The 24,246-nt window shown below is 67.5% G+C and carries 24 protein-coding genes; 11 read left to right on the top strand and 13 right to left on the bottom strand.

The window, feature by feature from the left end; translation table 11 throughout:
* The first annotated feature begins 54 nt into the window (after positions 1-54).
* From GWI72_RS16965 to GWI72_RS16925, 9 genes are read left to right on the top strand one after another with little or no spacing between them, the layout of a single operon-like run.
* Complete coding sequence (locus tag GWI72_RS16965; protein ID WP_161709427.1) at positions 55-1,020, top strand: ABC transporter permease subunit; 966 nt, start codon at positions 55-57, stop codon at positions 1,018-1,020.
* Position 1,021: 1 nt separating this feature from the next.
* Positions 1,022-1,897: an ABC transporter permease gene (locus GWI72_RS16960; protein WP_161677055.1), complete on the top strand. Its 876-nt coding sequence runs from the start codon at positions 1,022-1,024 to the stop codon at positions 1,895-1,897.
* Positions 1,894-2,940 (top strand): ABC transporter ATP-binding protein, encoded by a 1,047-nt coding sequence (locus GWI72_RS16955; RefSeq protein ID WP_161709426.1) that lies wholly within the window; start codon positions 1,894-1,896, stop codon positions 2,938-2,940. Before GWI72_RS16960 ends, GWI72_RS16955 begins: the two co-directional genes overlap by 4 nt.
* Complete coding sequence (locus GWI72_RS16950) at positions 2,937-3,959, top strand: ABC transporter ATP-binding protein (protein WP_161677057.1); 1,023 nt, start codon at positions 2,937-2,939, stop codon at positions 3,957-3,959. The genes GWI72_RS16955 and GWI72_RS16950 overlap by 4 nt, the downstream gene beginning before the upstream one ends.
* Before the next feature lies 1 nt (position 3,960).
* Entirely contained in the window at positions 3,961-5,412 is a 1,452-nt protein-coding gene (locus GWI72_RS16945; protein WP_161709425.1) for an ABC transporter substrate-binding protein, read from the top strand.
* Complete coding sequence (locus GWI72_RS16940; protein WP_244314373.1) at positions 5,409-6,884, top strand: amidohydrolase family protein; 1,476 nt, start codon at positions 5,409-5,411, stop codon at positions 6,882-6,884. Before GWI72_RS16945 ends, GWI72_RS16940 begins: the two co-directional genes overlap by 4 nt.
* Positions 6,881-7,540 carry an aspartate/glutamate racemase family protein gene (locus GWI72_RS16935; protein ID WP_161677059.1) on the top strand — a complete coding sequence of 220 codons (660 nt, stop codon included), beginning with the start codon at positions 6,881-6,883 and terminating at the stop codon, positions 7,538-7,540. The genes GWI72_RS16940 and GWI72_RS16935 overlap by 4 nt, the downstream gene beginning before the upstream one ends.
* Before the next feature lie 21 nt (positions 7,541-7,561).
* Complete coding sequence (locus GWI72_RS16930; protein ID WP_161709424.1) at positions 7,562-8,485, top strand: dihydrodipicolinate synthase family protein; 924 nt, start codon at positions 7,562-7,564, stop codon at positions 8,483-8,485.
* 12 nt (positions 8,486-8,497) lie between these two features.
* Positions 8,498-9,274, top strand: a complete 777-nt coding sequence (locus GWI72_RS16925) for an SDR family oxidoreductase (protein ID WP_161709423.1) — start codon at positions 8,498-8,500, stop codon at positions 9,272-9,274.
* A 346-nt stretch (positions 9,275-9,620) separates the two neighbouring features.
* Here GWI72_RS16925 and GWI72_RS16920 read toward each other — a convergent pair whose 3' ends face one another.
* The 5 genes from GWI72_RS16920 to GWI72_RS16900 all read right to left on the bottom strand — a co-directional run bounded on the left by GWI72_RS16920 (position 9,621) and on the right by GWI72_RS16900 (position 15,286).
* Complete coding sequence (locus GWI72_RS16920) at positions 9,621-10,610, bottom strand: ABC transporter ATP-binding protein (RefSeq protein WP_161677062.1); 990 nt, start codon at positions 10,608-10,610, stop codon at positions 9,621-9,623.
* Positions 10,603-11,586, bottom strand: coding sequence for an ABC transporter ATP-binding protein (locus GWI72_RS16915; protein ID WP_161677063.1), 984 nt, complete (start codon positions 11,584-11,586; stop codon positions 10,603-10,605). The genes GWI72_RS16920 and GWI72_RS16915 overlap by 8 nt, the downstream gene beginning before the upstream one ends.
* A 3-nt stretch (positions 11,587-11,589) precedes the next feature.
* A complete protein-coding gene (locus tag GWI72_RS16910; protein WP_161709422.1) occupies positions 11,590-12,504 on the bottom strand; it encodes an ABC transporter permease in 915 nt (304 codons plus the stop codon).
* Positions 12,505-12,632: 128 nt separating this feature from the next.
* A complete protein-coding gene (locus tag GWI72_RS16905) occupies positions 12,633-13,616 on the bottom strand; it encodes an ABC transporter permease (protein ID WP_161677065.1) in 984 nt (327 codons plus the stop codon).
* 68 nt (positions 13,617-13,684) lie between these two features.
* A complete protein-coding gene (locus GWI72_RS16900) occupies positions 13,685-15,286 on the bottom strand; it encodes an ABC transporter substrate-binding protein (protein WP_244314372.1) in 1,602 nt (533 codons plus the stop codon).
* Positions 15,287-15,771: 485 nt separating this feature from the next.
* Here GWI72_RS16900 and GWI72_RS16895 point away from each other — a divergent pair, with 485 nt between their 5' ends.
* Positions 15,772-16,365, top strand: a complete 594-nt coding sequence (locus GWI72_RS16895; protein WP_161709421.1) for a histidine phosphatase family protein — start codon at positions 15,772-15,774, stop codon at positions 16,363-16,365.
* Here the strand turns inward: GWI72_RS16895 and GWI72_RS16890 are convergent.
* The gene (locus GWI72_RS16890) at positions 16,319-17,269 is read right to left on the bottom strand and encodes a LysR substrate-binding domain-containing protein (protein WP_179956203.1); all 951 of its coding nucleotides are present in this window, start codon (positions 17,267-17,269) and stop codon (positions 16,319-16,321) included. The genes GWI72_RS16895 and GWI72_RS16890 overlap by 47 nt on opposite strands.
* 97 nt (positions 17,270-17,366) lie before the next feature.
* Between GWI72_RS16890 and GWI72_RS20030 the strand changes: the two genes are divergently transcribed.
* On the top strand, positions 17,367-17,564 hold the full coding sequence (locus GWI72_RS20030) for a hypothetical protein (RefSeq protein ID WP_161677067.1): 198 nt from the start codon (positions 17,367-17,369) through the stop codon (positions 17,562-17,564).
* Between the two features lie 370 nt (positions 17,565-17,934).
* Here GWI72_RS20030 and GWI72_RS16885 read toward each other — a convergent pair whose 3' ends face one another.
* The 7 genes from GWI72_RS16885 to GWI72_RS16855 are packed head-to-tail and all read right to left on the bottom strand — an operon-like array spanning position 17,935 to position 24,130.
* Positions 17,935-19,200, bottom strand: a complete 1,266-nt coding sequence (locus GWI72_RS16885) for an ABC transporter substrate-binding protein (RefSeq protein ID WP_161677068.1) — start codon at positions 19,198-19,200, stop codon at positions 17,935-17,937.
* A 23-nt stretch (positions 19,201-19,223) separates the two neighbouring features.
* On the bottom strand, positions 19,224-20,177 hold the full coding sequence (locus GWI72_RS16880; protein ID WP_161709420.1) for a branched-chain amino acid ABC transporter permease: 954 nt from the start codon (positions 20,175-20,177) through the stop codon (positions 19,224-19,226).
* A complete protein-coding gene (locus GWI72_RS16875) occupies positions 20,174-21,088 on the bottom strand; it encodes a branched-chain amino acid ABC transporter permease (protein WP_161709419.1) in 915 nt (304 codons plus the stop codon). Before GWI72_RS16875 ends, GWI72_RS16880 begins: the two co-directional genes overlap by 4 nt.
* Entirely contained in the window at positions 21,085-21,831 is a 747-nt protein-coding gene (locus GWI72_RS16870; protein ID WP_161709418.1) for an ABC transporter ATP-binding protein, read from the bottom strand. Before GWI72_RS16870 ends, GWI72_RS16875 begins: the two co-directional genes overlap by 4 nt.
* Positions 21,824-22,597, bottom strand: a complete 774-nt coding sequence (locus GWI72_RS16865) for an ABC transporter ATP-binding protein (protein WP_106751243.1) — start codon at positions 22,595-22,597, stop codon at positions 21,824-21,826. Before GWI72_RS16865 ends, GWI72_RS16870 begins: the two co-directional genes overlap by 8 nt.
* Complete coding sequence (locus tag GWI72_RS16860) at positions 22,590-23,678, bottom strand: aldo/keto reductase (protein ID WP_161709417.1); 1,089 nt, start codon at positions 23,676-23,678, stop codon at positions 22,590-22,592. Before GWI72_RS16860 ends, GWI72_RS16865 begins: the two co-directional genes overlap by 8 nt.
* Positions 23,675-24,130 (bottom strand): TIGR04076 family protein, encoded by a 456-nt coding sequence (locus tag GWI72_RS16855; RefSeq protein WP_161709416.1) that lies wholly within the window; start codon positions 24,128-24,130, stop codon positions 23,675-23,677. The genes GWI72_RS16860 and GWI72_RS16855 overlap by 4 nt, the downstream gene beginning before the upstream one ends.
* Positions 24,131-24,246 lie beyond the last annotated feature (116 nt).

The raw sequence follows: 24,246 nt of genomic DNA, 5'->3' as shown, positions 1-24,246 counted from the left end.
CCTTCCTGCCCTTCCCTGCCCTCCCGGCGCCCTGCCGGATGAAGGAACTGGCGCGTGCTTGGCTACACCATCAAACGTCTGTTGCAGATGATCTTCGTGCTGTGGATCGTCTCGGTGATCGTGTTCCTGATGATGAGCTTCACCGGTGATCCGGTGTTCATGGTCATCCCGATCGACTCCACCGAAGCCGAGATTGCCCAGGCGCGGGAAATCCTCGGTCTGAACCGCTCGCTGCTCGAGCAATATCTCATCTTCCTGAAAGGCATCCTGCAGGGGGACTTCGGCCGCTCCTATGTCTATCGCCAGCCCGCGCTGGACCTGATCCTCGAGCGTCTGCCGGCCACCTTCGAGATCGTGCTGGTCGCCATCGTCCTGGCTGCCGTCGTCGCCATTCCGCTCGGCGTCTACGCCGGGGCCAATCCGAACCGCGCCAGCTCGCGGGCGATCATGTCGGCCTCGCTCCTCGGCATCTCGCTGCCCAGCTTCTGGGTCGGCATGATGCTGATCTTCCTGCTCGCCGTGCAGTGGCAGATGTTCCCCTCCTCCGGCCGGGGCGACACGGTCGATCTCGGCTGGTTCCGCACCTCGCTCCTGACCGGTGACGGCTGGCATCACATCCTTCTGCCCGCCCTCACCCTGTCGCTCGGCACCATGGCCATCATCCTGCGCATGACGCGCGCCGGCATGATGGAGGTGATGCGCCAGGACTATATCAAGTTCGCAAGGGCCAAGGGCGTGTCGCGGCGCGGCATGCTCTACGGCCACGGCCTGCGCAATGCCATGATCCCGGTCGTCACCATCTTCGGCCTGCAGCTCGGCGACCTGATCGCCTTCGCCACCATCACGGAAACGATCTTCGCCTGGCCGGGCCTCGGCAAGCTGCTGATCGATTCCATCTACCGCGCCGACCGGCCCGTCATCGTCGTCTACCTGATGCTCGTGGCCGTGCTCTTCGTCGTCATCAACTTCCTGGTCGACATCATCTACACGTGGATCGACCCGCGCATCACGGTGAAATGACATGGCAGCGGGCTTCCTCTCCTCCGAATTCGTTCACAACTACAAGCGCAATGCCTCCGCCATCGCCGGCAGCCTGATCCTGGTCGTCTTCGCGCTGATCGTCGTCGCCGGACCGCTGATGGTGGCGCAGAACCCCTACGACATCGCCCAGCTCGACCTGATGGATGCCTTCAAGCCGCCCATGTGGCTGGAGGGCGGCGAGGCCCGCTTTCCCTTCGGCACCGACGGCCAGGGCCGCGACGTGCTGGCCGGCATCCTCTATGGCACCCGCGTGTCGGTGCTGATCGGCCTCAGCGCCATGGCCATGTCCTGCGTCATCGGCACCACCCTGGGGCTGCTCGCCGGCTTCTACGGCGGCCGGCTCGATGCGGTCATCATGCGCATCGCCGACATCCAGCTGTCGTTTCCCTCGATGCTCATCGCCCTGTTCCTGATGTCGGCCTTCGGCACGGGCATCGACAAGGTGCTGATCTCGCTCACCGCCGTCGGCTGGGTCGTCTATGCCCGCACGGTTCGCGGCTCGACCCTGTCCGAGGTGCAGAAGGAATACATCCAGGCCGCCCGCGTCGCCGGCCTGCGCGACGGCAAGATCATCCGCCGCCACATCCTGCCCAATGTCATGACGCCGCTGATCGTGGTGGCAACCGTCCAGGTCGGCACCTTCATCCTGATCGAGGCCAGCCTGTCCTTCCTCGGCGTCGGCGTGCCGATCACCGAACCCTCGCTCGGCCTCCTGATCAAGAACGGCTTCGACGTGCTGTTCTCCGGCCTGTGGTGGACCTCCGTCTTCCCCGGCATCGTCATCATGGCCCTTGTCTTCGGCATCAACCTGTTCGGCGACTTCCTGCGCGACGAGCTCAATCCGAGGCTGAAATGACCGCAACACCTGCACTTGAAGCGGTCTCCCCCAAAGAGACACATGGCGAGATCCCCGCAAGGACCGGCGCCCCGCTGCTGGCCGTCGAAGGGCTGCGCACCTGGTTCCACACCTTCTCCGGCACGGTGAAGGCCGTCGATGGCGTCAGCTTTGCCCTCCGCCCCGGCGAGATCATGGGGCTCGTCGGCGAGAGCGGCGGCGGCAAGTCGGTCGTCGGCTTCTCGATCCTCGGCCTGATCGACCCGCCGGGCCGCATCGAGGATGGCCGCATCCTGTTCGAGGGCCGCAACCTTGCCGGCCTGTCCGAGGCCGAGCTGCGCCAGATCCGGGGCCGGGACATCGCCATGGTGTTCCAGGACCCGATGACCTCGCTCAATCCGCTGCACACGGTCGGCCGGCAGATGGACGAGATGCTGCAGCTGCACACCGGTCTGGACGCGGCCGCGCGCCGCGCCCGCTGCATCGAGATGCTGGAAAGCGTCGGCATTTCCCGTGCGGCCGACCGTCTGTCGGCCTATCCGCACCAGTTCTCCGGCGGCATGCGCCAGCGCGTCGTCATTGCCATCGCCATGCTGGCCCGGCCGAAGCTTGTCATCGCCGACGAGCCGACCACGGCGCTCGACGTCACGATCCAGGCGCAGATCCTGAAGCTCATGCGCCGGCAGATCCGCGACAACGGCACGGCGATGATCCTCGTCACCCATGACCTTGCCGTCGTTTCCGAGATGGCGGACCACATCACGGTCCTCTACTGCGGCAAGGTGGTGGAACGCGGCCCGACCGATGACGTCATCCGCCGGCCGGCGCATCCCTACACGCGCGGCCTGATCGATTCCATTCCCGACCCGGCCCATCGCCAGCCGCGGCTGAAGCAGATCCCCGGCGCGGTGCCGGACATCCGCAAGCTGCCGAAGGGCTGCAGCTTCAAGGACCGCTGCTTCCGCGCTGAGGCCCTGTGCGGCGAGCGGGTGCCGGAGCTGGTCGTTCAGGGCGACCGCGCCCATGCCTGCCACTTTCCCCTGACCGAGGGAGACAGCCGATGACGGCGATGCTCGAGGTCGAGAACCTCACCCAGGAATTCCGGCTCGGCGGCTCGCTGCTAGAGCGCATGCGCTTCGACAAGGGGCGCCTCTCCTTCCCCGACAAGCGGGTGAAGGCCGTCAACGGCGTCAGCTTCCGCATCGCCAGGGGCGAGGTGATGGCGCTGGTGGGCGAGTCCGGTTGCGGCAAGTCCACCGTCGCCAAGACCATCGCCCGCATCTACCGCCCGACCGGCGGCACGATCCGCATCGAGGGCGAGGACATCGCCGGCTATGGCGTCCGCGAGCTTTTGCCCGTGCGCTCGCGCATGCAGATGATCTTCCAGGACCCTTACGCCTCGCTGAACCCGCGCCAGCGCGTCCGCGACATCGTCGCCGAACCGCTTCTGGAACAGACGACCGGCGCCGCGGCCCGCCGCGAGGTGGCCGAGCGCACGCTGGCGCTGCTGGCCAAGGTCGGCCTCAACACCGAACACGCCGGCCGCTATCCGCACCAGTTCTCCGGCGGCCAGCGCCAGCGCATCGGCATCGCCCGGGCGCTGTCGGTCAACCCGGGCCTCATCATCGCCGACGAGCCGGTCTCCGCCCTCGACGTGTCGATCCAGGCGCAGATCCTCAACCTGATGATGGACCTGCGCGACGAGTTCGGGCTCGCCTATCTCTTCATCAGCCATGACCTGTCGGTGGTGCATCACATCGCCGACCGCGTCGGCGTCATGTATCTTGGCTTCCTCGTCGAGACCGGCCCGCGCGAGCACATCTTCTCCGCCCCGCGCCATCCCTACACGCGGGCGCTGCTCTCGGCCGCGCCCTCCATCGAGAAGACCCGCAGCCGGCCGGAGATCGAGCTGAAGGGCGAGGTGCCCTCGGCCCTCGACCTGCCCTCGGGCTGCTGCTTCCGCACCCGCTGCCCGCTCGCCTTCGAGCGCTGCCGCCTCGAGCGGCCAACCCTGAAGCCCGTCGGCGGGGGCGCCGAGGTTGCCTGCCATCTCACCGACGAACCGGATCGCGACAGAGCCTGACATGACCACGACCATCGCCCTTCCCCGCCTGCCGCTCGGCGACCCGCACGACTGCACCGATGCCAACGACGAGCTGACCCTCTATCAGGCCTTCTACGACACGCTGGTCCGCCGCACGGACACAGGCTATGTCCCGCATCTGGCCGAGACCTGGTCCGTGGAGCCGGATGCGCGCACCTGGACCTTCATCATCCGCCCCGGCGTCCGCTTTCACGATGGCAGCCCCTGCGACGCGGCGGTCGTCGCCGCCTCGCTGGACCGCATGGCCCGCGAGGACAAGGGCTACACGCTGGGCTCGCCCGCTGTCTGGCGGCAATATCTCGGCGGGGCACGCCTTCACGCCGAGGGCCAGATCCTGACCGTGCATCTTGCGCGCCCGATGGCCGACCTTCTCGATGTGCTGGTGCAGGGCTTCATCGTCGCGCCTTCGGCCTTCCCGCGTCTGGATGCCGGGGACCGCACCGCGATCTGCGGCACCGGCGCCTACATCTGCGAGAGCATCGGCGAGGGCGAGGTGATCGCCCGCCGCAATCCCGACTGGTTCGGAACGCCGGCGAAAAACGCGACCCTGCGCTTCCGGCTGGAGGCGGATCCCGTGCGCCGGCTGGCCATGGTGGCCGATGGCCGGGCCGCGCTCGCCAATTCCATTCCGCAGCCGCTGGTCAATGCCAGGCCTCCGGCGGGCGTGCAGTTCAAGCGCTTCACGATCCCCGTCTGCATCATCTATCTGCTCAATGCCGCCAAAGGCCCGCTGGCCGACGCAAGGGTGCGGCGCGCCCTGTCGCTGGCCATCGACCGCACCCGCATCATCCGCGAGGTGGTGCCCGATGCGGCCACGCCCCTCAACGGCTTCGTCAGTCCCCTGCATTTCGGCGCCGGGCGCGCGCCGGTCGAGGGGCCGGATCTGGCAAGGGCCCAGGCGCTGCTGGCGGAGGCCGGCCACGCCGACGGGCTGACGCTCGCCGTCGATTGCCCGACGCGCCTGCCCGATGAAGCCGAGCGGCTGACCGCGATCCTGGGAAGTGAACTGGCCCCGCTCGGCGTGCGGCTTGACGTCCACTACCACACCGACCGCGAGGCCTATGCCCACATGGTGCGGCGCAAGGAGATCCGTGATCTCTGCGTCTTCGATTCCAGTCCCCTCTCCACCTTCCGCATCCTCTACGAGAAGATCGACAGCCGCGTTGCCGGCGCCTGGTGGGAGGGCTACCGCAACCCGGCCGTGGAGCGCCTGATCGACGCCGCGCGCACCGAGACCGATGATCGCCGCCGCCAGCACATCCTCGAAGAGGCCTATGCCGAGCTGCAGCGCGACCCGCCCTGGCTCACGCTCTACAACCCGATCCGCACCATAGCGCTGCGCGGCGCGCACCCCGGCTTCATCATGCCCGAGGACGGCGTGATCGACCCGGCCACCCTGCCGCTGCTGCCGGAAGACGGAGCGCCGGCATGAGCAGGACCATGACCGGGGGCAGCGAGGCCGACCTGATCCTGACCGGCGGCTGGGTCATCCCGATGGACCCGGCCCGCCAGATCATCGAGAACGGTGCCGTCGCGATCAAGGATGGCCGGATCCTGGCCGTCGGTCCAGCGGCGGACATCGCCGCGACCTGGACGGCGGAGCGGATCATCGACACCGCGGGCAAGGCCGTCCTGCCCGGCTTCATCGACGCCCACGCCCATGCCGGCCACGGCCTGATCAAGACCATGGCCATGGATGGCGGCGACCGCTGGGAGGAGATCTGCGGCGAGGTCTACACCACGGGCTCGACGCCGGAATTCTGGTATGCCGAGGCGCGGCTGGCCGCGCTCGAGCGACTGCGCTTCGGCGTCACCACCGGCGTCTCGCTGCTGGGCGGCGGTGACACGATCCTGCGCAGCGACGATCCCGTCTATGGCAGCGCCCACATCGAGGGCGTGCTGGAGGTCGGCACCCGCTCCATCGTCGCCGTCGGGCCGACCCGCGCCCCGCATCCGCGCCTCTATGCCAACGGCGACCGGGATCCGAAATCCATCGACTTCGCCACCCAGCTCGCCACCTCGCAAACCTTGCTGGCCCGCTGGCACGGCGCGGGTGACGGCCGCATCCGGCTGGCCCTGATCTATCCGGTGCTGCGCGACGAGCATGCGGACAAGATGTCAGCGGCCGACTTTGCGGACGCCTGCGCTCAGGCACAGCGCACCCGGGCCCTGTCGCGCGAGGCCGGGGTTCTCTTCACCCAGGATGGCTACACCCGGGGCGCGGTCCTGCGCGCCGAGGCACTTGGCCTCCTCGGCCCGGATGCGCTGCTGTCCCACGCCACCAACCTGACGGACGAGGAAATCGCCATCGTCGCGGCGACCGACAGCCGGATCGCCCACAATCCCTCGGCCATTGCCTCGATCCTTGGCCGCTGCCCTGCCATCGAACTGATGCAGGCCGGTGCTACGGTTGCCATCGCGTCGGATGCGACCGCCCCGGACCGCTCCGGCGACATGTTCCGCCACATGCAGCAGGCCATGCACTATCATCGCCGCCATTTCCGTGATCCGCTCGTCCTGCCGCAGGGCAAGGCGCTGGAGATGGTCACCATCGACGCCGCGCGCGCCGTCGGCATGGAGGCCGAGATCGGCTCGCTCGAGCCCGGCAAGCGCGCCGACATCATCACCGTCAACCTCGACCGCCCGCATCTGGCCCCCGCCAACATGGTTGTTCACCGCCTCGTGTGCTTCGCCAATGGCAATGATGTGGACACGGTCATCGTCGGTGGTGAACTCTGCCTTTCGGGTGGCAAGCCGCTGAAGGTGAGCGAGGACGCGATCATCGCTGACGCCAACCGCGAGGCCGAGGCCATGATCGACCGCATCGGCGCCCGCGCCGATCTGGCCCTGCCCGCCCATTTCTGGGGCACCCCGCGCCCCGCCATGCCGGAGACCGTCGCATGACGCTGCATATCCTCAATCCCAACTCGTCGCGCGTGGTCACCGACGGAATCGATGCCGCCATCGACCCGATGCGCGCCGTCAGCCCGGTGGAGATCCGCTGCCACCTGCTCGCCGAAGGCCCGGCCGGCATCGAGACCCAGGCGCATGTCGACGGGGTCGTGCTGCCGCTGCTCGCCCAGGCCCGCGCGCTGGAAGACGGCGCCTCCGCCTTCGTCGTTGCCTGCTTCTCCGATCCCGGCCTTGCCGCCCTGCGCGAGCAGAGCCGCAAGCCCGTGCTCGGCATCGGCGAGAGCGCCTATCTGACCGCGCTGACGCTCGGCCAGCGCTTCGGCATCCTGTCGATCAAGCGCGGTTCCGTGGCCCGCCACATCAAGACCCTCGGCGCGATGGGCCTTCTCGACCGGCTGGCGGCCGACCGTCCCATTGACCTCGGCGTTGCCGAGCTCTCCGACAGGGCCCGCACCTTTGCCCGGCTCACCGAGATCGGCACGCGTCTGCGCGACGATGACAGCGCCGATGTGCTGATCCTCGGCTGTGCCGGCATGGCAAGCTATCGCCTTGACCTTGAAAACACCCTCGGGATACCGGTGGTCGACCCGTGCCAGGCGGCCACCGCCATGGCCATTGGCCGCATCGCCCTTGCCCGTTGTTCCTGATCCTGAACCGGAAGCCTGAAAATGACCCGACTGACTGAAACGGCCCGTGGCGTCTATGTCATTGCCGCCACCCCCTTCACCGACAGCGGCGAGATCGACTTCGACAGCTGCGACCGCATGGTCGACTTCTACCTCGACGCCGGCGCGACGGGCCTCACCGTCCTCGGCATCATGGGCGAAGCCCCGAAGCTGACGACGGACGAGTCCTCGACCATCGTCGCCCGCATCCTGAAGCGCGTGAACGGCCGCGTGCCGGTCGTCGTCGGCGCCTCCGCGCCGGGCTTCGCCCAGATGCAGGACCTCACCCGCCGGGTGATGGATGCCGGCGCGGCCGGCGTCATGGTCGCCCCTCCAGGCTCCCTGCGCACCGACGACCAGATCGTCACCTACTACACCCAGGTGGCCGAATTCCTCGGCGACACGCCCTTCGTCGTGCAGGACTTCCCGCTGACCACCGGCGTGCAGATGGCCGTTCCCGCGCTTGCCCGCATCTTCAACAGCCTGCCCACCGCCGTCTGCCTGAAGCACGAGGACTGGCCGGGCCTGGCCAAGATCACGGCGCTGCGCAAGGACGGCACGCTGAACCGCCGCATCTCGATCCTCTGCGGCAACGGCGGCGTCTTCCTGCCGGAGGAGATGGAACGCGGCGCCGATGGCGCGATGACCGGCTTTGCCTATCCGGAGATGATGGTCTCCGTGGTCGAGCACCACGCCAAGGGGGACATGGAGCGCGCCCGCGACCTGTTCGATGCCTATCTGCCGCTCGCCCGCATGGAACAGCAGCCCGGCGCCGGCCTTGCCATCCGCAAGTACATCATGTTCAGGCGCGGCATCATCGCGAGCCCGGCGCAGCGCAAGCCCGGTGCCAACCTCGATGCCCTGTCCCGCGCTGAAATCGACACGCTGATGGCCCGTCTCGACCGCCGTCTCAAGGAACTCGCATAAGGAACCGCTCCCATGGATCTCGGACTGAATGGCAAGCGCGCCCTCGTGCTGGGCGCGAGCCGCGGCCTCGGCCGCGCCATTGCCGAAGTGCTGGCGCGTGAAGGCGCGCATGTCATCGCCGCCGCCCGCACGGCCTCGGCCATCGACGAATGGGCCGCGGCCCTGCCCGGCGCGAAGGTCACCGCCCTGCCGCTCGACCTGACCGACCTCGCTGCCATCGACGCGGCGCTCGACAAGCTGCTCGCGGAAGGCGGCGTCGACATCCTCGTCAACAACATCGGCGGCCCGCCCCCGGGCCCCGCACTCACCACCGACCGCGCGCTCTGGATCGCCCAGTTCGAGGCAATGGCCGCCAACCTCTTCCACCTGAGCGGCCGGCTGATCCCGGCGATGCAGGCAAGGAAATGGGGCCGCGTCATCACCATTGCCTCGTCGGGCGTCGAACTGCCGATCCCCAATCTGGCGCTGTCGAACGGCATCCGCTCCGCCGTCGTCGGCTGGTCAAAGACGCTGGCGTCCGAGGTTGCCCGCGACGGCGTCACCGTCAACGTGGTCCTGCCCGGCCGCATCCACACCACCCGCATCGACGAACTGGACGCCGCCGCCGCCAGGCGCAGCGGCAAGACCGTCGAGGAAACCGCAAAGGCCTCGGCCGAGTCGATCCCGATGGGCCGTTACGGCCGCCCGGAGGAATTCGCCGACATGGTCGCTTTCCTCGCCTCGGAACGGGCCGGCTACGTCACCGGCAGCATGATCCGCATCGACGGCGGCGCCACCCGCAGCCACTGACGGCTGACCGGTCCAGAAGGCCCTCCCTTGCCGCCGTCCCCTCTCCCCCCTTGAGGGGGAGATGCCCCCGTCAGGGGGCAGAGTGGGGTAACCGACCTCTCGGATCACAAGAAAGCGGTTCCCTTGCCGCGATGCTGCACACCCCCCTCTGTCTGCTGACGCAGACATCTCCCCCTCAAGGGGGAGAGGCGTGCAAGCTGCATGGCACAGCACAGACCGTGCTCACCCTCGTCATGTCGGCCAAGGCGTAGTGCCGCACCGAACACTGGAACCCGCTTCGGTCAAAGAAAAAAGGCCCCGCCGGTTCGCCCGGCGGGGCCTTTCGTGTTCAGCAATCAGCCGCCGGTCAGGCCGGCTGCATCTCGAGGGCGAAGCAGGCGGCGCGGCCGATCGGCGTGTCGCGATCCTTCGGCGCCTCGACCTTGCAGCGGTCCATGGCGACCGGGCAGCGCGGATGGAAGGCGCAGCCGGAGGGCGGGTTGATCGGGTTCGGGATCTCGCCCTCCACCGGCTTGCGCCGCCGGCCCGACATGGCAAGGTCCGGCACCGCGTCGAGCAGCATGCGCGTGTAGGGATGCTGCGGCTGGCGGAACAGCGACTTGCCCTCCGACACCTCGACGAGGCGGCCGAGATAGAGCACGCCGATCCGGTTGGCCATGTGGCGGACCACCGACAGGTCGTGGCTGATGAACAGGTAGGTCAGCCCCAGCTCATCCTGCAGGTCGCGCATCAGGTTGAGGATCTGCGCCTGCACGGACACGTCCAGCGCCGAGGTCGGCTCGTCGCAGACGATGAACTCCGGCCGCGACGACAGCGCGCGCGCGATGGCGATGCGCTGGCGCTGGCCACCGGAGAACTCGTGCGGATACTTCTCCGCATCCTTCGCCGACAGGCCCACCGTGTCGAGCAGCTTGCCGACCTGGTTGGCCGCATCCGCCCCGCTCGCCAGGCCGAAGGTATGGATCGGCTCGGCGATGATGTCGCCCACGCGCCAGCGCGGGTTGAGGCTGGCGAAGGGATCCTGGAAGATCATCTGGAACCGCCGGCGAATGGCGCGCATGTCGGCGCCCGTCGTTCCCGTGACGGGGGTGCCGTCGAACAGGATGCGGCCGGAGGACACCGGGATCAGCCCCACCACCATCTTGGCGATGGTGGACTTGCCCGAGCCGGATTCGCCCACGAGCGCAAAGGTCTCGCCCTTGCGGATCTCGAAGTTCACATCGGCCACGGCGGTCAGGAACTGACGCTCCTCCCGCTCGATGACGCGGTTCAGCCAGGGCTTGGAGACGTCGAAGCGCCGCCACAGGTTCTCGACGCGGATCAGGGCGTCAGACATGGCTCATCTCCTTCTTGTACAGCCAGCAGGCCACCTGCCGTCCGCCGGGGCGGTCGATCGGATCAGGCCGTTCGGTGTGGCAGCGGCCGAACACGTCCGCGCAGCGCGGGTTGAAGGCGCAGCCCTTCGGGATGGCGTTGAGACGCGGCATCGCACCGGGGATCTGCACCAGCCGGTCGGTTTCCTGCGTCAGGGTCGGGATCGACCCCATCAGGCCGCGGGTGTAGGGGTGCTCGGCGCGGGTGATCACGTCATGCACCGGGCCGATCTCGGCCAGGCGCCCGGCGTAGAGCACCGCCACCCGGTCGGCCGTCTCGGCGATCACGCCCATGTCGTGGGTGATCAGCATGACGGCTGCCCCGCGCTCGCTGCACATCTCCTTGATGAGATCGATGATCTGCGCCTGCACCGACACATCCAGCGCCGTTGTCGGCTCGTCGGCGATGACGAGTTCCGGCTCGGCCGCAAGCGCCAGGGCAATCACCACGCGCTGGCGCATGCCGCCGGAGAAGTGATGCGGATAGTCGTCGATGCGGCGGGACGCGGCCGGAATGCCGACCCGGTCGAGCAGGGCGATCGCCCGCTGGCGTGCCTCCGCCTTCGACACCGGCATGTGCGTCAGGATGGTCTCCGTCAGCTGCTGCGCGATGGTGTAGAGCGGGTTGAGGCTGGTCAGCGGATCCTGGAACACCATGCCGATGCGGCGGCCGCGAACCTTGCGCATGCCTTCGGGCGACAGGTTGTCGATGCGCTCGCCTTTCAGGCGGATCTCGCCGCCGGCCACACGGCCCGGCGGTTCGAGCAGGCCGATGATGGCGGCGCCGGTCAGCGACTTGCCGGCCCCGGATTCACCCACGACTCCGAGGACTTCGCCGGCGTGGATGTCGAAGGAGACCTTGTTGATGGCGGTCAGGGTGCCGCGACGGGTGGGAAACTCCACGACCAGATCGCGGACGGACAGGAGAACGTCAGCCATGGCTCACCTCAGGCGCGGGTTGAGCGCGTCGCGCAGCCAGTCACCGAGCAGGTTGACCGAGAGCGCCAGCGCCAGGAGGGCAATCGACGGGAACAGCAGGATCCACCACTCGCCGGAGAACAGGAAGCCCTGGCCGATGCGGATCAGGGTGCCCAGCGAGGGCTGGGTCGGCGGCACGCCGACGCCGAGGAAGGACAGGGTCGCCTCGGCGATGATCGCCAGCGCCAGGTGGATGGTCGCGATGACAAGCACCGGTCCCAGCACGTTCGGCAGGATGTGGGAGACCACGATGCGGGTCGGATGCACGCCGATGACGCGCGCGGCCTGCACGTATTCCTTGTTCTTCTCCACCATGGTGGAGCCGCGCACGACGCGGGCGAAGGGCACCCACTCCGACAGGCCGATCGAGACGATCAGCACCCAGATCGCCAGATCCTCGCGCATGTCCTGCGGGATGAAGCCGCGGGCGACACCGAAGATGAGCAGCGCGATCAGGATCGAGGGGAAGGACATCTGCACGTCGGCAATGCGCATCAGCAGGCTGTCGACCCAGCCGCCGCGCCAGCCGGCGAGGAGACCGAGGCTGATGCCGAGGATCATGCCGAACAGCACCGCCGAGAAGCCGACGAACAGCGAGATCCGCGCGCCGTAGAGGATTGCGGACAGGATGTCACGGCCCTGGTTGTCGGTGCCGAGCAGATAGACATTGCCGGTGAAGGCATTGGGCTCGCCCGGCGGCGTGAAGCCGTCCATCAGGTTCAGGCTGGCCGGATTGAACGGGTCATAGGGGGCGATCCAGGGGGCAAGGACCGCCGGAATGATGATGGCAAGGGACACGATCGTTGCCAGGATGGCAACGGGCGAGCGGCGGAAGGAATAGGCAATGTCGCTATCCCACGCGCGGGCGAAGCTGTTCATCGGTTACCTCCCAACGGGGTGGCCACGGCCGGCTCCAGGCCCGGACGGGACCGGAGCGGGCGGGCATCGCTGGAAAAAGGGATCTCGGGGGTGGCGTTCGGGCAGCCGTCCATGACGCGGGCCTCGTCTCAGTGACGGGCCGACGCGCGGTCGACGCGCAGCCGGGGATCAACGACGTAGTAGAGCAGGTCCACGATGAGGTTGATCACCACGAAGATGAAGGAGATCAGCAGCAGGTAGGCCGCCATCACCGGAACATCCACGAACTGGACCGAGTTGATGAACAGCGCACCGACGCCCGGCCACTGGAACACGGTCTCGGTGACGATCGCGAAGGCGATGATCGAGCCGAGCTGCAGGCCGGCGATGGTGATCACCGGAACCAGCGTGTTCTTCAGCGCATGGCCGAAGTTGACGGCGCGGTTGGTCAGGCCGCGGGCCCGCGCGAACTTGATGTAGTCCGTGCGCAGGACTTCAAGCATTTCCGCCCGCACCAGCCGCATGATCAGCGTCATCTGGTAGAGGCCGAGCGTGATCACCGGCAGCACCAGCGAGGCCCGGCCGGACTCGGTCAGGAAGCCGGACGTCCAGCCCCCCAGGTCCACGGTCTCGCCGCGCCCGAAGCTCGGCAGCCACTGCAGCTCGACGGCGAACACCCAGATGAGGAAGACGCCGATGAGGAAGGTCGGGAGGGACACGCCGATCAGCGAGGTCGACATGATGGTTGCGGAGGCGAGGCCGCGGCGGTTGAGCGCGGTGTAGACGCCGAGCCCGACGCCGGCCGCGAAGGCCACGATCCCCGAGACGAAGGCCAGCTCGAGGGTGGCCGGCAGCCGCGACAGGATCAGCTCCATGACAGGCTGCTGCAGACGGTAGGAAATGCCGAAATCGCCCTGCACCGCACGGCCGACAAAGCCGAGGAACTGAACCAGGACTGGATCGTTGAGGCCAAGCTGCTCGCGAAGCGCCTCGCGGTCGGCGATGGAGGTTTCCTGCCCGACGATCGCGGCAATCGGATCGCCGACGTACCGGAACATGGTGAAGGAAACCAGTGAGACGACGAGCATCACGAGAACGGACTGGACCAGCCGCCTCAGAATGAATGCAATCATGATGAGTCCCCGGAAAAAGCAGCCGGAGCCCCCTTCTTCGTGGGGCTCCGGCATCATTCAGGTCAAGATCACTTGAACTTGACGGTCGTCAGCTTCGGCTGGTTTTCCGGATGGACCTCAATGCTGATGTTGTCACGCGTCGCATAGGCGAGGAGCTGGTTGTGCACCGGCAGGAGGACGCGGTCCTTCTGCACCTGGTCCCAGATCTTTGCGATGGTGGCGTTGCGGGCATTGTTGTCGATCTCGGTCGCCAGCGACTTGATCATCGCATCGACTTCCGGGTTCAGGTACTTGGTCGCGTTCCAGCCGCCACGCGCGCCTTCCGGCGAGTGGATCAGGAAGTCGAACACGTAGGCGCTGTCGAAGGTCGGGACGCCCCAGCCGAGCATGTAGAAGTCGGTCTCGAACTTCTGGATCAGCGGGAAGTGCAGCGTGCGCGACTGCGACACGAGGTTGGCCTTGATGCCGATGCGGCCGAGCATGCCGACATAGGCCTGGCAGATGGCCTCGTCGTTCAGGTAGCGGTCGTTCGGGCAGTTCAGGTCAACCGAGAAGCCTTCCGGATACCCGGCTTCGGCGAGCAGCGCCTTGGCCTTGTCGTAGTCCGGCTTCGGATAGGCGTCGAGTTCCGGCGACCAGCCGTTCACGAAGGGCGGCATGGCGACGCCGGCCGGCAGGGACTGGCCGCGCATCACGACCTTCATGATCGCGTCGCGGTCCATGGCGAGGTGAAGCGCCTCACGCACCTGCGGCTTCTTGAAGGGGTTGTCCGGCGTGTTGGCCGAACGCAGCTTGTCCGAACCCTGGTCGTAACCGAAGAAGATCGAACGGTTTTCCGGGCCGGTGGTGACGGCAACGCCCGCCGTGCTCTGCAGGCGCGAGATGTCCTGCACCGGCACGTCCTGGACGAAGTCCACCTCACCCGACAGCAGGGCGGCGACGCGCGTCGCGGCTTCCTTGATCGGGGTGTAGACGATTTCGGTCACTTCCGGCTTGGTGTCCCAGTGGCCGTCGAAGTACTGCAGCACGGTGCGCACTTCCGGATCGCGCGACACGACCTTGTAGGGGCCGGTGCCGTTGGCGTTGCGGACGGTGTACTTCTCTTCCGCGTTCTTGCGGTCCTGCGGCATCTCGACGCCATGCGTCGCGATCCAGCCCTTGTCCATGATGAAGAAGTTGGTCAGGTTCTGGACGTAGAGCGGGGACGGGCCGCTCATCTTCACGCGCACGGTGTAGTCGCCGACGGCTTCCGCGCTGACGACTTCGGTATGCAGGCCCTTGAAGTCCGAGGTTTCCTTGCGGACGCGCTCGAGCGAGGCAACCACGTCCTCGGCCGTCATCGCGGCGCCGTCGTGGAACTTCACGCCCTCACGCAGCTTGAACACCCAGACGGTCGGGTCGAGCGGGTCGATGCTCCACTCGGTGGCCAGACCGGGCTGCAGGCTGCCGTCGTTGGCGCGGGTGACCAGCGTCTCGTAGATGTGATGCAGCAGGGTCGAGGTGGGGCCTTCGTTGGCCGAATGCGGATCCAGTGTCAGCGCGTCGCCGACACGCGCCCAGCGCAAGGTCTTGGCCTCAGCCGGCGCAAACGTCAGCGCCAGCGCAGCGCTGGCGAGCAAGGCGGCAGTCGTCCGGCGCAGCAGCGCCGACCGCATCAATCCGAAACCCATGGAATGCTCCTTCCACTTTTCCTGTTGTTGCTGTCCTCGGGATCAGGCAGCCGTATTTTTATTCCCCTTAGCTGACCCAGGAGGAATTTCCTTCCTCTCTCAGCGGACACTCAACAAAGAGCACCCCCGCCAGAGCCAAACTTAGGTGATATTACTTATCAGGAGGGGAACTTCAAGCTTCAATCAACGGAATGGATTGGAGTTCAAGCTGTTGCGCCGCACCCAGGGGGACAGGGGCAGGAGAAGGCTCCGAAAGCGGCGGTCGTCCTCGCTTTCATCTTGATGGACGCAGCGTAATTCAGTTTGCACGCCAAGTGTATACCTGTCAAAAATAACAGAGATTTCGCGGGCGCGACCCGCCTCCCCGCCGCGCTGGCGGATTGAATTTTTTCTCGCTTTTTCCCGCAAGCGACGGCTGCGACGGTGATCCGCGTCGCATTCCGGCGCGTTTGTCTGGCGAATCGCCCTCGTTGCGGAGCCTCGCCATGCCCCTCTCCCGCCGCGCCGTCCTTGCCCTGTCCCTGGCCCCTGCGCTCGCAGCCCTCGCCGGGCCTGGTCCGGCCCCCGTCCGGGCCGCGCCCGCCCATCCCTGGGTGCCGCAGCTGAAGGACGGAACGGTGGTGGGGCTGCTGCGGCACGCGCTTGCCCCCGGCACCGGGGACCCGGCCGGTTTCCGGCTTGGCGACTGCAGCACCCAGCGCAACCTCTCGGCTGAAGGGCGCGCCCAGGCGCAGGCCATCGGCGCCGCCCTGCGCGGGCTTGGCCTTGACGGGGCACGGGTCTACTCCAGCCAGTGGTGCCGCTGCCTCGACACGGCGCGTCTGCTGGCGCTTGGACCGGTGGAGGAACTGCCCGCCCTCAACTCCTTCTTTGCCGACCGGGACCGGGAGGGCGAACAGACGCGGGCCCTTGAGGACTGGCTCGCCGGCCAGACGGCGGCGGGGCCACTGATCCTCGTCACCCATCAGGTCAACATCACGGCGCTCACGGGGATTGTCCCGGCCAGCGGCGAACTTGTCCTCGCCACCCGCCTCAGGACGTCCGCCCCCCGGCTGGTGGCGCGGGCGACCCTGGGCTGACGGCCGGCGCATCGGTGCCCGGCTCGGTCTGGAGCGCTGCGAGGATCCACTGCCGGAAGGCCCGGATCTTCGGGCTGTTGCGCCGTGCGGGCGGGTAGCACAGCCAGTAGCCGCTGCCGTCGTCGCAGGTCAGGGCAAAGGGCTGGTAAAGCCGCCCCCGCTCGATCTCGTCGCGGTAGAACCACGGCGTCAGGATGGCGACGCCCTGGCCGGCGGCCGCGGCATTCGCCTCCAGGATCTGGGCCCCGAGCCGGGTCTGCGTCCGGCTGTCGAGATCGGTGCAGGTGACACCGGCCATGGCAAACCATTGCGGCCACCAGGGGTCGGACGGATCGATGATCTTGAGCTTCAGCAGGTCGGCCGGCTCGCGCACGCCGCCGATGCTGGCGGCCAGGTCCGGATGCAGCATGGGCGTGAAGCGGGCCGGCAGCAGCAGATGCGCCGTCAGGCCCGGCCACTGCCCCTTGCCCGAGCGGATGGAGATGTCGACGGTGTCCCGGGCGAAGTCGACCAGCTGTCCCGATGTCTCCACCCGCACGGCCAGCCTCGGCTGCAACAGCTGGAACGCGCCCAGATGCCGGGCCAGCCACTGGGTGGCAAAGGTCGCCACACAGCTGATCGTCAGGGCACCTTCCGCCTGCGCCCGCACGCCGGCAAAGGCGTCGCGGATCAGGTCGAAGGCCTCATGCACGGCTGGCGCCAGCTGACGGCCCAGATCCGTCAGCTCCACGTGCCGCGCGGCCCGCCGGAACAGGGGCCCGCCGCTGCGCTCCTCCAGCAGCCTGATCTGATAGCTCACCGCAGCCTGGGTCATGCCCAGCTCCTCGGCCGCGCGTGTGAAATTGCCGAGCCGGGCAGCGGCGTCAAAGACCCGGAGGGCGGCGAGCGGCGGCAGGTCAGACATCAGCGCTCCTTATGCCTTGGCCGGCACGTTTGATTGGTTTCAGGTCCCGATGTCGGACTAGCTTGGCCTCAGACACAGCAACATGAAATGCCCCGCCATGACAAGCCTCGCTGCATCCTTCTGGAAACGTGGAGTTTTCTCCCTGTTCAGAGCCGTTCCGGAAACACCTGCCCGCAAGCCGGAGATCGCGCCCCACCACGACAGGCTCCGCGCGATCGATACAAGGAGCTTATCGGTCTCGCTGCAACACGACATCGGCCTGCGCGACGGCCGTCCTGTGCGCAAGGGCTCCTGACGCCCCGCCACCACCCACCATCGCTCCGGGAGCGGCCGAGAGCTTGCAGACTGGTCATGGAGGTTCGACGGTTCTCCGTCATTCCGGACAAGGTGAGCGCCAGCGAACCACAGATCCGGAACCGAGCGCATCTGTGCGAGCGCGAGCGAGCCCATTACCAGACCAGTCCGACACCGCTCGCGCCTGATCCCGTGTGTCGCGCTTCGCGCGGCTGATATCTGGATCCCGGGTCAGGCCCGGGACAGGCCCCGGCTCTGCGCTTCGCTGAACGCTCAGCCTGGCCGGGCTGACTTCGGGTCACCATCCGGACACGCAAACGGCCGCCCCCTTTGCCCGGGGGGCGGCCGTGTGTCATGGCCTGTCGGACTGCCTATTTCATCGAGGCAACGAACGCATCCACCTCTTCCAGCGGAATGTAGGTGTCTTCCTTGGTGCCCTCGTTGGTGAAGCTCCACACCACGGCCGGAGCCGAGACATCGCCGTTGGCATCGAACTTCACGTTGCCGGTCGCGCCCTGGTAGAGCACGGTGCCGCCGCCCGCGAGGATCTTGGCGGCTTCGGCAAAGCCGGCCGCGTCCGCCGTCACCGGCGTGCCCTTGGGATCGGTCACCTTGGCCACCATCGCGGCAATCTGCGGACCCTTGGCGTCCTTGCCGGCCGCCTGCATCGCCAGGAGCGCGATCATGGTCGCGTCATAGCTGTTGGCGAGGCCCGGGCCGTTCGGCTGGCTGCCGAACTTCTCGACATAGCGCGTCACGAAGGCTTCTGCCGACGGCGTGCGCGGCGAGGCGGTGTCGGTGCCGACTGCGTTGCCGAGATACTCGATGCCGACATTCTTGCGGAAGTCGTCGGACTTCAGCGAGTTGGTCAGGATCATGTTCTGCGTGCCGCCGAGCGACAGCCATTCGCGCACGGCCGCCGTCCCTTCGGTCGGGTAAAGCGCCAGGTAGACGGCGTCCGGCTGGCCGGCCAGCGCCTCGGTCACTTCCGCCCGGTAGGAGGGCTGGGCGTCGTTCAGCGCCACCTGCGCGGTCACCTTGATGCCGAGCTTCTCCAGGTTGGCGGCAACGATCTTGCCGATGTCCTGGCCCCAGTCGTCGTTCTTGTAGAGGATGGCGACCGACTTGTAGCCCTTGTCGCGCGCCACCATGGCGCCGACGGCCGCCTGCACGCGCGAGGTGGCGAAGGTGCGGAACCACAGGCCTTCGGTCTTGCCCTGTTCGGCGAGCTTGGTGAAGGCGGTCGAGGACGAGCAGCAGGACATCTGCATCACCTTGCCCGGCACGGTCACCGAGGTCAGGATCGGCATCGACACGCCGCTCGACACCGATCCGAGCAGCACCGGCACCTGGTCGATGTCGACGAGCGCCTTGGCCGCGTCCACGCCCACCTTCGGATCGGTCTGGTCATCGCGCAGCACCAGCTCGATGTTGCAGCCGGCAACGCCGCCGGCGGAATTGACCTGCTCGACCACGAATTTCGCCGTCTCGGCGATGGGACGGCCCCAGTCGACCGAGATCGGCAGCACCGCGCCGATCTTCTGCGTGCAGGACTGTGCCATGGCCTCTCCCGCCACGGGCACCAGCCCCAGTCCGAGAACCAGCCCAAGCCCGGCTGTCTGGACACTCCGCTTCATCGTCATCTTCTAGTCCCCTCTGCTCAATGTCCGGGTTTTCCCGATTGCGATACGACCAGCCGTTCCGGAAACAGTCCTTGCGGACGCCAGAGCAGCATGCCGACGATGACCAGACCGATCAGGATGAACTGGATCGAACCGGTATAGAGTTGCGCCTCGACGGGCGCGAAACGGGAGAGGGCCCAGCCGCTGGCGGTCCAGGCGCCCCAGATCAGGAAGGCCCCCGCAATGGCGCCCCGGTTGTTGCCCGCGCCGCCGACGATCAGCATGGCCCAGATCTGGAAGGTCAGCGTGGGGAGCACGTCCTGCGGGCTGACGAAGGCATAGAAGGTGCCATAAAGGCCACCGGCCAGCCCCATGATCGCCGAGCCGGTGACAAAGGCGGTGAGACGGATCCGCGCCGGGATCTTGCCAAGCGAGCGGGCCGCGTCCTCGTCCTCGCGGATCGCCCGGAGCAGCCGGCCGAAGGGCGAGGCCGCCAGCCGCTGCAGCACCCCGTAGACCAGCACGAGAGCCACCAGCACCACCGTCAGGAACGCGATGTTGTAGGTCAGCCCGTCGCCGAGCAGGTCCCGCAAGGGCCGCTCGAAGCCGCGCAGGCCCTTGGCCCCGCCGGTCAGCCACTCCGCATTGCGCATGACGTTCTCGAAGGCGACCGCAACGCCGAAGGTGGCGATCGCCAGATAGTCATGCCTGAGTTTCAGCGTCAGCCGGCCGACGATCCAGGCGAGCAGCCCCGCCGCCGCGATGCCGCCGGCCAGCGCCAGCAGATAGGGCAAGGCAAAGCCGCCCAGATGCTCGTCCTGCGGCTGGCCGCCGAGGATCAGCGTGACATAGGCCCCGGCCCCGAAGAAGGCCGCGACGCCGCCGTTGAAGAGGCCCGTGTTGCCCCACTGCAGGTTCAGCCCCAGCACGGCGATGGCCAGGATCGAGGCCAGCGTGGCGAAAAAGACCAGATAGGACAGCACCCCGATCATGCGCGCACCTCGCCGAAGAGACCGTTCGGGCGCACCAGGAGCACCGCGAGAATGATGAGGAAGGGAACCGAGGGCGAGTAGCCGGAGGGCAGGATCAGCAGCGCGAGGCTCGAGGCGATGCCGACGATCATGCCGCCCAGCGCCGCGCCGTAGATGCTGCCGATGCCGCCGACGATGGCCGCGGCAAAGATCGGCAGCACCAGGTCGCGGCCCATCACCGGCGACAGGTGGTTGGTCATGCCGTAGAAGATGCCGGCCGTAGCCGCCAGGCCACCGCCGATCACCCAGATCAGCACGATCATCCGCTGCAGCGGAATGCCGTTGACCTGCGCCAGCGAGGGGTTCTCCGCCACGGCGCGCAACGCATAGCCGAGCGTCGTGCGCGACAGCACCAGATGCAGCACCAGCATGATGACCAGCGTTGCCGCCAGCACGAACACCTGATCCGGCTTGATCAGCAGCAGCGGATCGCGGCTGACCACCACCGCAAAGGCGATGCTCTTGGAGTAGAGCTCCGTATGCAGCCCGAAGACCAGACCGATGACATTGCGCACGATCAGCGCGACACCGAAGGAGGCAAAGACCATCGACAGTTCGCCGCCCTTCTCCCGCACCCGGCGAAAGACGAGCCGGTCGATCAGCACGGCGGAAGCACCGGTGATCGCCATGGCAATGACCATCGCCACGATGAGCGATCCGGTCAGGGTCAGCGGCGCGAGCTTCACCCCCAGCGTGGCATTCACGCCCTGGAACACCCGGTCGAACACCAGCGCCGCATAGGCGCCGATGGTCAGGAGCTCCGCATGGGCGAAATTGGCAAAGCGCAGCATGTGCATGACCATCGTCAGCCCGATGGCGCCCAGCGACAGGACCGCCCCCACGAGAATACCGTCGGCAAGCGATTGGATCATGATGCCCTCAGCCTCTTGCCGCCCAGATAGATCTCGCCCACCACCGGATCGGCGATCAGCGCGGCGGCCGATCCGTCGATCTGGTTGCGCCCGTCGGCGAGGATGTAGCAGTGGTCGGCGATGCGCAGCGCCTGCTTCACGTTCTGCTCGACCAGCAGGATGGTGGTGCCCTGTGCCGTCAGCCCGCGCGCGAGCGCCAGCACTTCTTCCGCCGCCTTCGGCGACAGGCCGGCGGAGGGTTCGTCCATCAGGATCAGCGACGGCTTCACGGCCAGCGCCATGGCAACCGCCAGGAACTGCCGCTGGCCGCCCGACAGCGCCCCGGCCTTTTCCTTCTGCTTGGCCGCCAGCGGCGGAAACCGGTTGAACAGCTCGTCGAGCCGCGCCCTCGCCTCGCCGCCCGCCTTGCGCAAGGCCAGGTCCAGGTTCTGGCGGATGGTCAGCGTGCGGAAGATGTTGTCGGTCTGCGGCACATAGGCGATGCCCTCGCCCGCCATCTTGTCCGGTGCGATACCGGTGATAGCCCGGCCCGCCAGCGTCACCGATCCCCCGCTCACCGGCACCAGCCCGGCAATCGCCTTGATCAGCGTCGACTTGCCGGCGCCGTTCGGACCGATGATGACGGTCACGCTCCGCGGCGCGACCGTCACCGACACGTCCTTCAGGATCGGCAGGTCCGGGATGTAGCCGGCCACCAGCCCGCGCACCTCAAGTCCCGCCCCGGCGGGTCCCGTCTCAGGCATCGGCCATGCTCCCCAGATAGGCATCCAGCAGCACCGGATTGGCCTGGGCCTCGGCGGCGCTGCCCTCGAAGACGACGCGGCCTTCGGCGAGCGCGATCACCGGGTCGCAGTGGCGCATAACGAAATCCATGTCGTGTTCGATGATGACGAAGGTCTTGCCCTGCCGGTTCAGCTCCTCGATCTTCTCGATCAGGATGCCCGTCAGCGTCGGGTTGACGCCGGCCGCCGGCTCGTCGAGCAGGATGATCGCCGGATCGCCCATCAAGACGCGCGCCAGCTCCAGCAGTTTCATCTGCCCGCCGGAGATCTTGCCGGCCGGATGGTCGGCCAGCTTGGCGAGGGTCACGAACTCCAGCACCGCCATGGCGCGCTCGCGGTTGCGCTTTTCCTCGGCGGCGACCCGCGCGGGGAACAGCAGCGGCCCGAGGAGGCTTTCCCCGGACTGCGCCACCGGCGCCATCATCACGTTTTCCAGCACGCTCATCCGGGCAAAGGGCCGCGGGATCTGGAATGTCCGCCCCAGCCCCTTGCGGAACAGCGCATCCGGCGCAAGTCCGGTCACGTCGGCCCCCTTCAGGGTGACACGGCCGGAACTCGGCCGCAGCATGCCGGTGAGCAGGTTGAACAGCGTCGACTTGCCGGCGCCGTTCGGACCGATGAGGCCGGTGATGGTGCCGGCGCGGATGTCCAGCGACACGTCGTCGACGGCCCGGAAGCCGTTGAAGTCGCGCGACAGGCCTCGGGTCGACAGCAGGATCTCAGCCATGGCTTGCCGCCGCCAGCACCGGGTCGTCAGGCCGGGTGTTGAGGTTGTATTTCATGATGCGCCCGTGCCGGCTGGTGCGGTCGCCTTCAAGGCCGTAGACGGGGCCGTTCGGGCCCTTCGCCTGCGCGATCACGGTGGCAATCCGCGCCCGGTCGTCCTCATCCAGCGTCAGGCGGAACACCTCGAGCGTCTTCGGCAGATGCCGGGCGTAGCGCGCGCCGACGATGGCCGCGGCGACCTGCGGCTGGTCCAGCACCCAGCGCGTCGCCACGCTGGACAGCGACACGCCGTGCCGGTCGCCGACGGCCTTCAGCGTCGCCAGCAGGGTCTGGAACAGGTCCCAGGAGCCGAACTCGTCGATGATCAGCCGGTACTTGACCAGCGACCGGTTGTCGAAGGCAAAGCCCGGATCGGGCTGGCCGAGCCAAGCCTCGGTCAGGAAGCCGCCGGCCAGGGTGCCGTAGCACAGCAGCTGCATGTCCTGCGCCTTTGCCCAGGGGGCGAGGCCCGTGGCCGGACGCCGGTCGAGGATCGAATACTGCACCTGCGCCGAGACCACGTCGAAGCCCGCATCCGTGAAGCGGGCCATCTGCCTCTCGTTCCAGTTGGTCGTGCCGAGACTGCCGATCTTGCCCTTCTCCTGGCAGCGCTTCAGCACCTCGAAGGCAGAGACCGCATCGCCGATGCCGAGATCCCACCAGAAGAACTGCACCAGATGCAGCCGGTCGATCTTCAGCCGCTTCAGCGACCGGTCGACAATGGCTTCCACCTCGTCGGGGCGGATGTCGGCCAGCCGCGACAGGTCCGGCACCAGCTTGGTGTGCACGACCGCGCGCTCGGCCACCGCAGCCCCCCGGCGCTTGCGCACATCCTCGATGAAGCTGCCGATCATCTCCTCCACGCCGGTGTAGATGTCGGCGCAGTCAAAGGTCGTGATGCCCGCATCGAGGAAGGCTTCCATGTCGGCGATCGCGGCCTCGCGCTCGACCGAGCCATGGTCGCCGGCCAGTTGCCAGCCGCCCTTGATGACGCGGGAAATCCTGTGGCCGGGACGCAGGTCCGCGGTTTCGACTTGGGTCATTCGTCAGGGCCTCCCTCGGCCTTCTTCCAGTAGGGTGTGTCGCGCGCCTCCGGCAGGCCGGTGGTCTCGCTATGGCTGAACCGGCGCTTGCCCGTCCGGGTGATGCGGAAACGGCCGCCGCAATGGGGATCGGGACAGGCCACTTCCGCGTCCGTGGACATCCAGTCATGCGGCGAGGTCTCGCGCTGCTTGGCCGGCAACAGCGGCAGCACGGCGGCGAGCGCATACATCGACACGCGCTGCCCGGGCTCGAACACCAGCGCCTCGCCCTCGACGCGGAAACTCTCGCCCTCGATGTGGCGACAGACCGGCGTGCGGCCGTCCAGGACCGTCTCGACCTTCAGGTCATAGAGCCAGAAGCCGTCGTCGGCTGCCGCCCGAGCCGGTCCGGCTCCTGCTGTCCCGCCGTCGCGCTCTGGATCCCCAGCTGCCCCTGCCTTGTTGTCGGCCACTCCGTGAGCCCTCCCCTATCGGCGTCCGGATATCTGTGATATTTGATCTTAGGTACGGGATCTTGAGATTGTCAATCGACCGTGCATGGTTAAACTTCAGGCAGGTCGGCCGGTGG

The sequence above is a fragment of the Pannonibacter sp. XCT-53 genome, assembly GCF_009915765.1.
In the GTDB taxonomy this organism is placed as follows: Bacteria; Pseudomonadota; Alphaproteobacteria; order Rhizobiales; family Stappiaceae; genus Pannonibacter; species Pannonibacter tanglangensis.
Note: the sequence above shows the minus strand (reverse complement) of the source record. Positions and strands in the feature narration are given on the sequence as shown.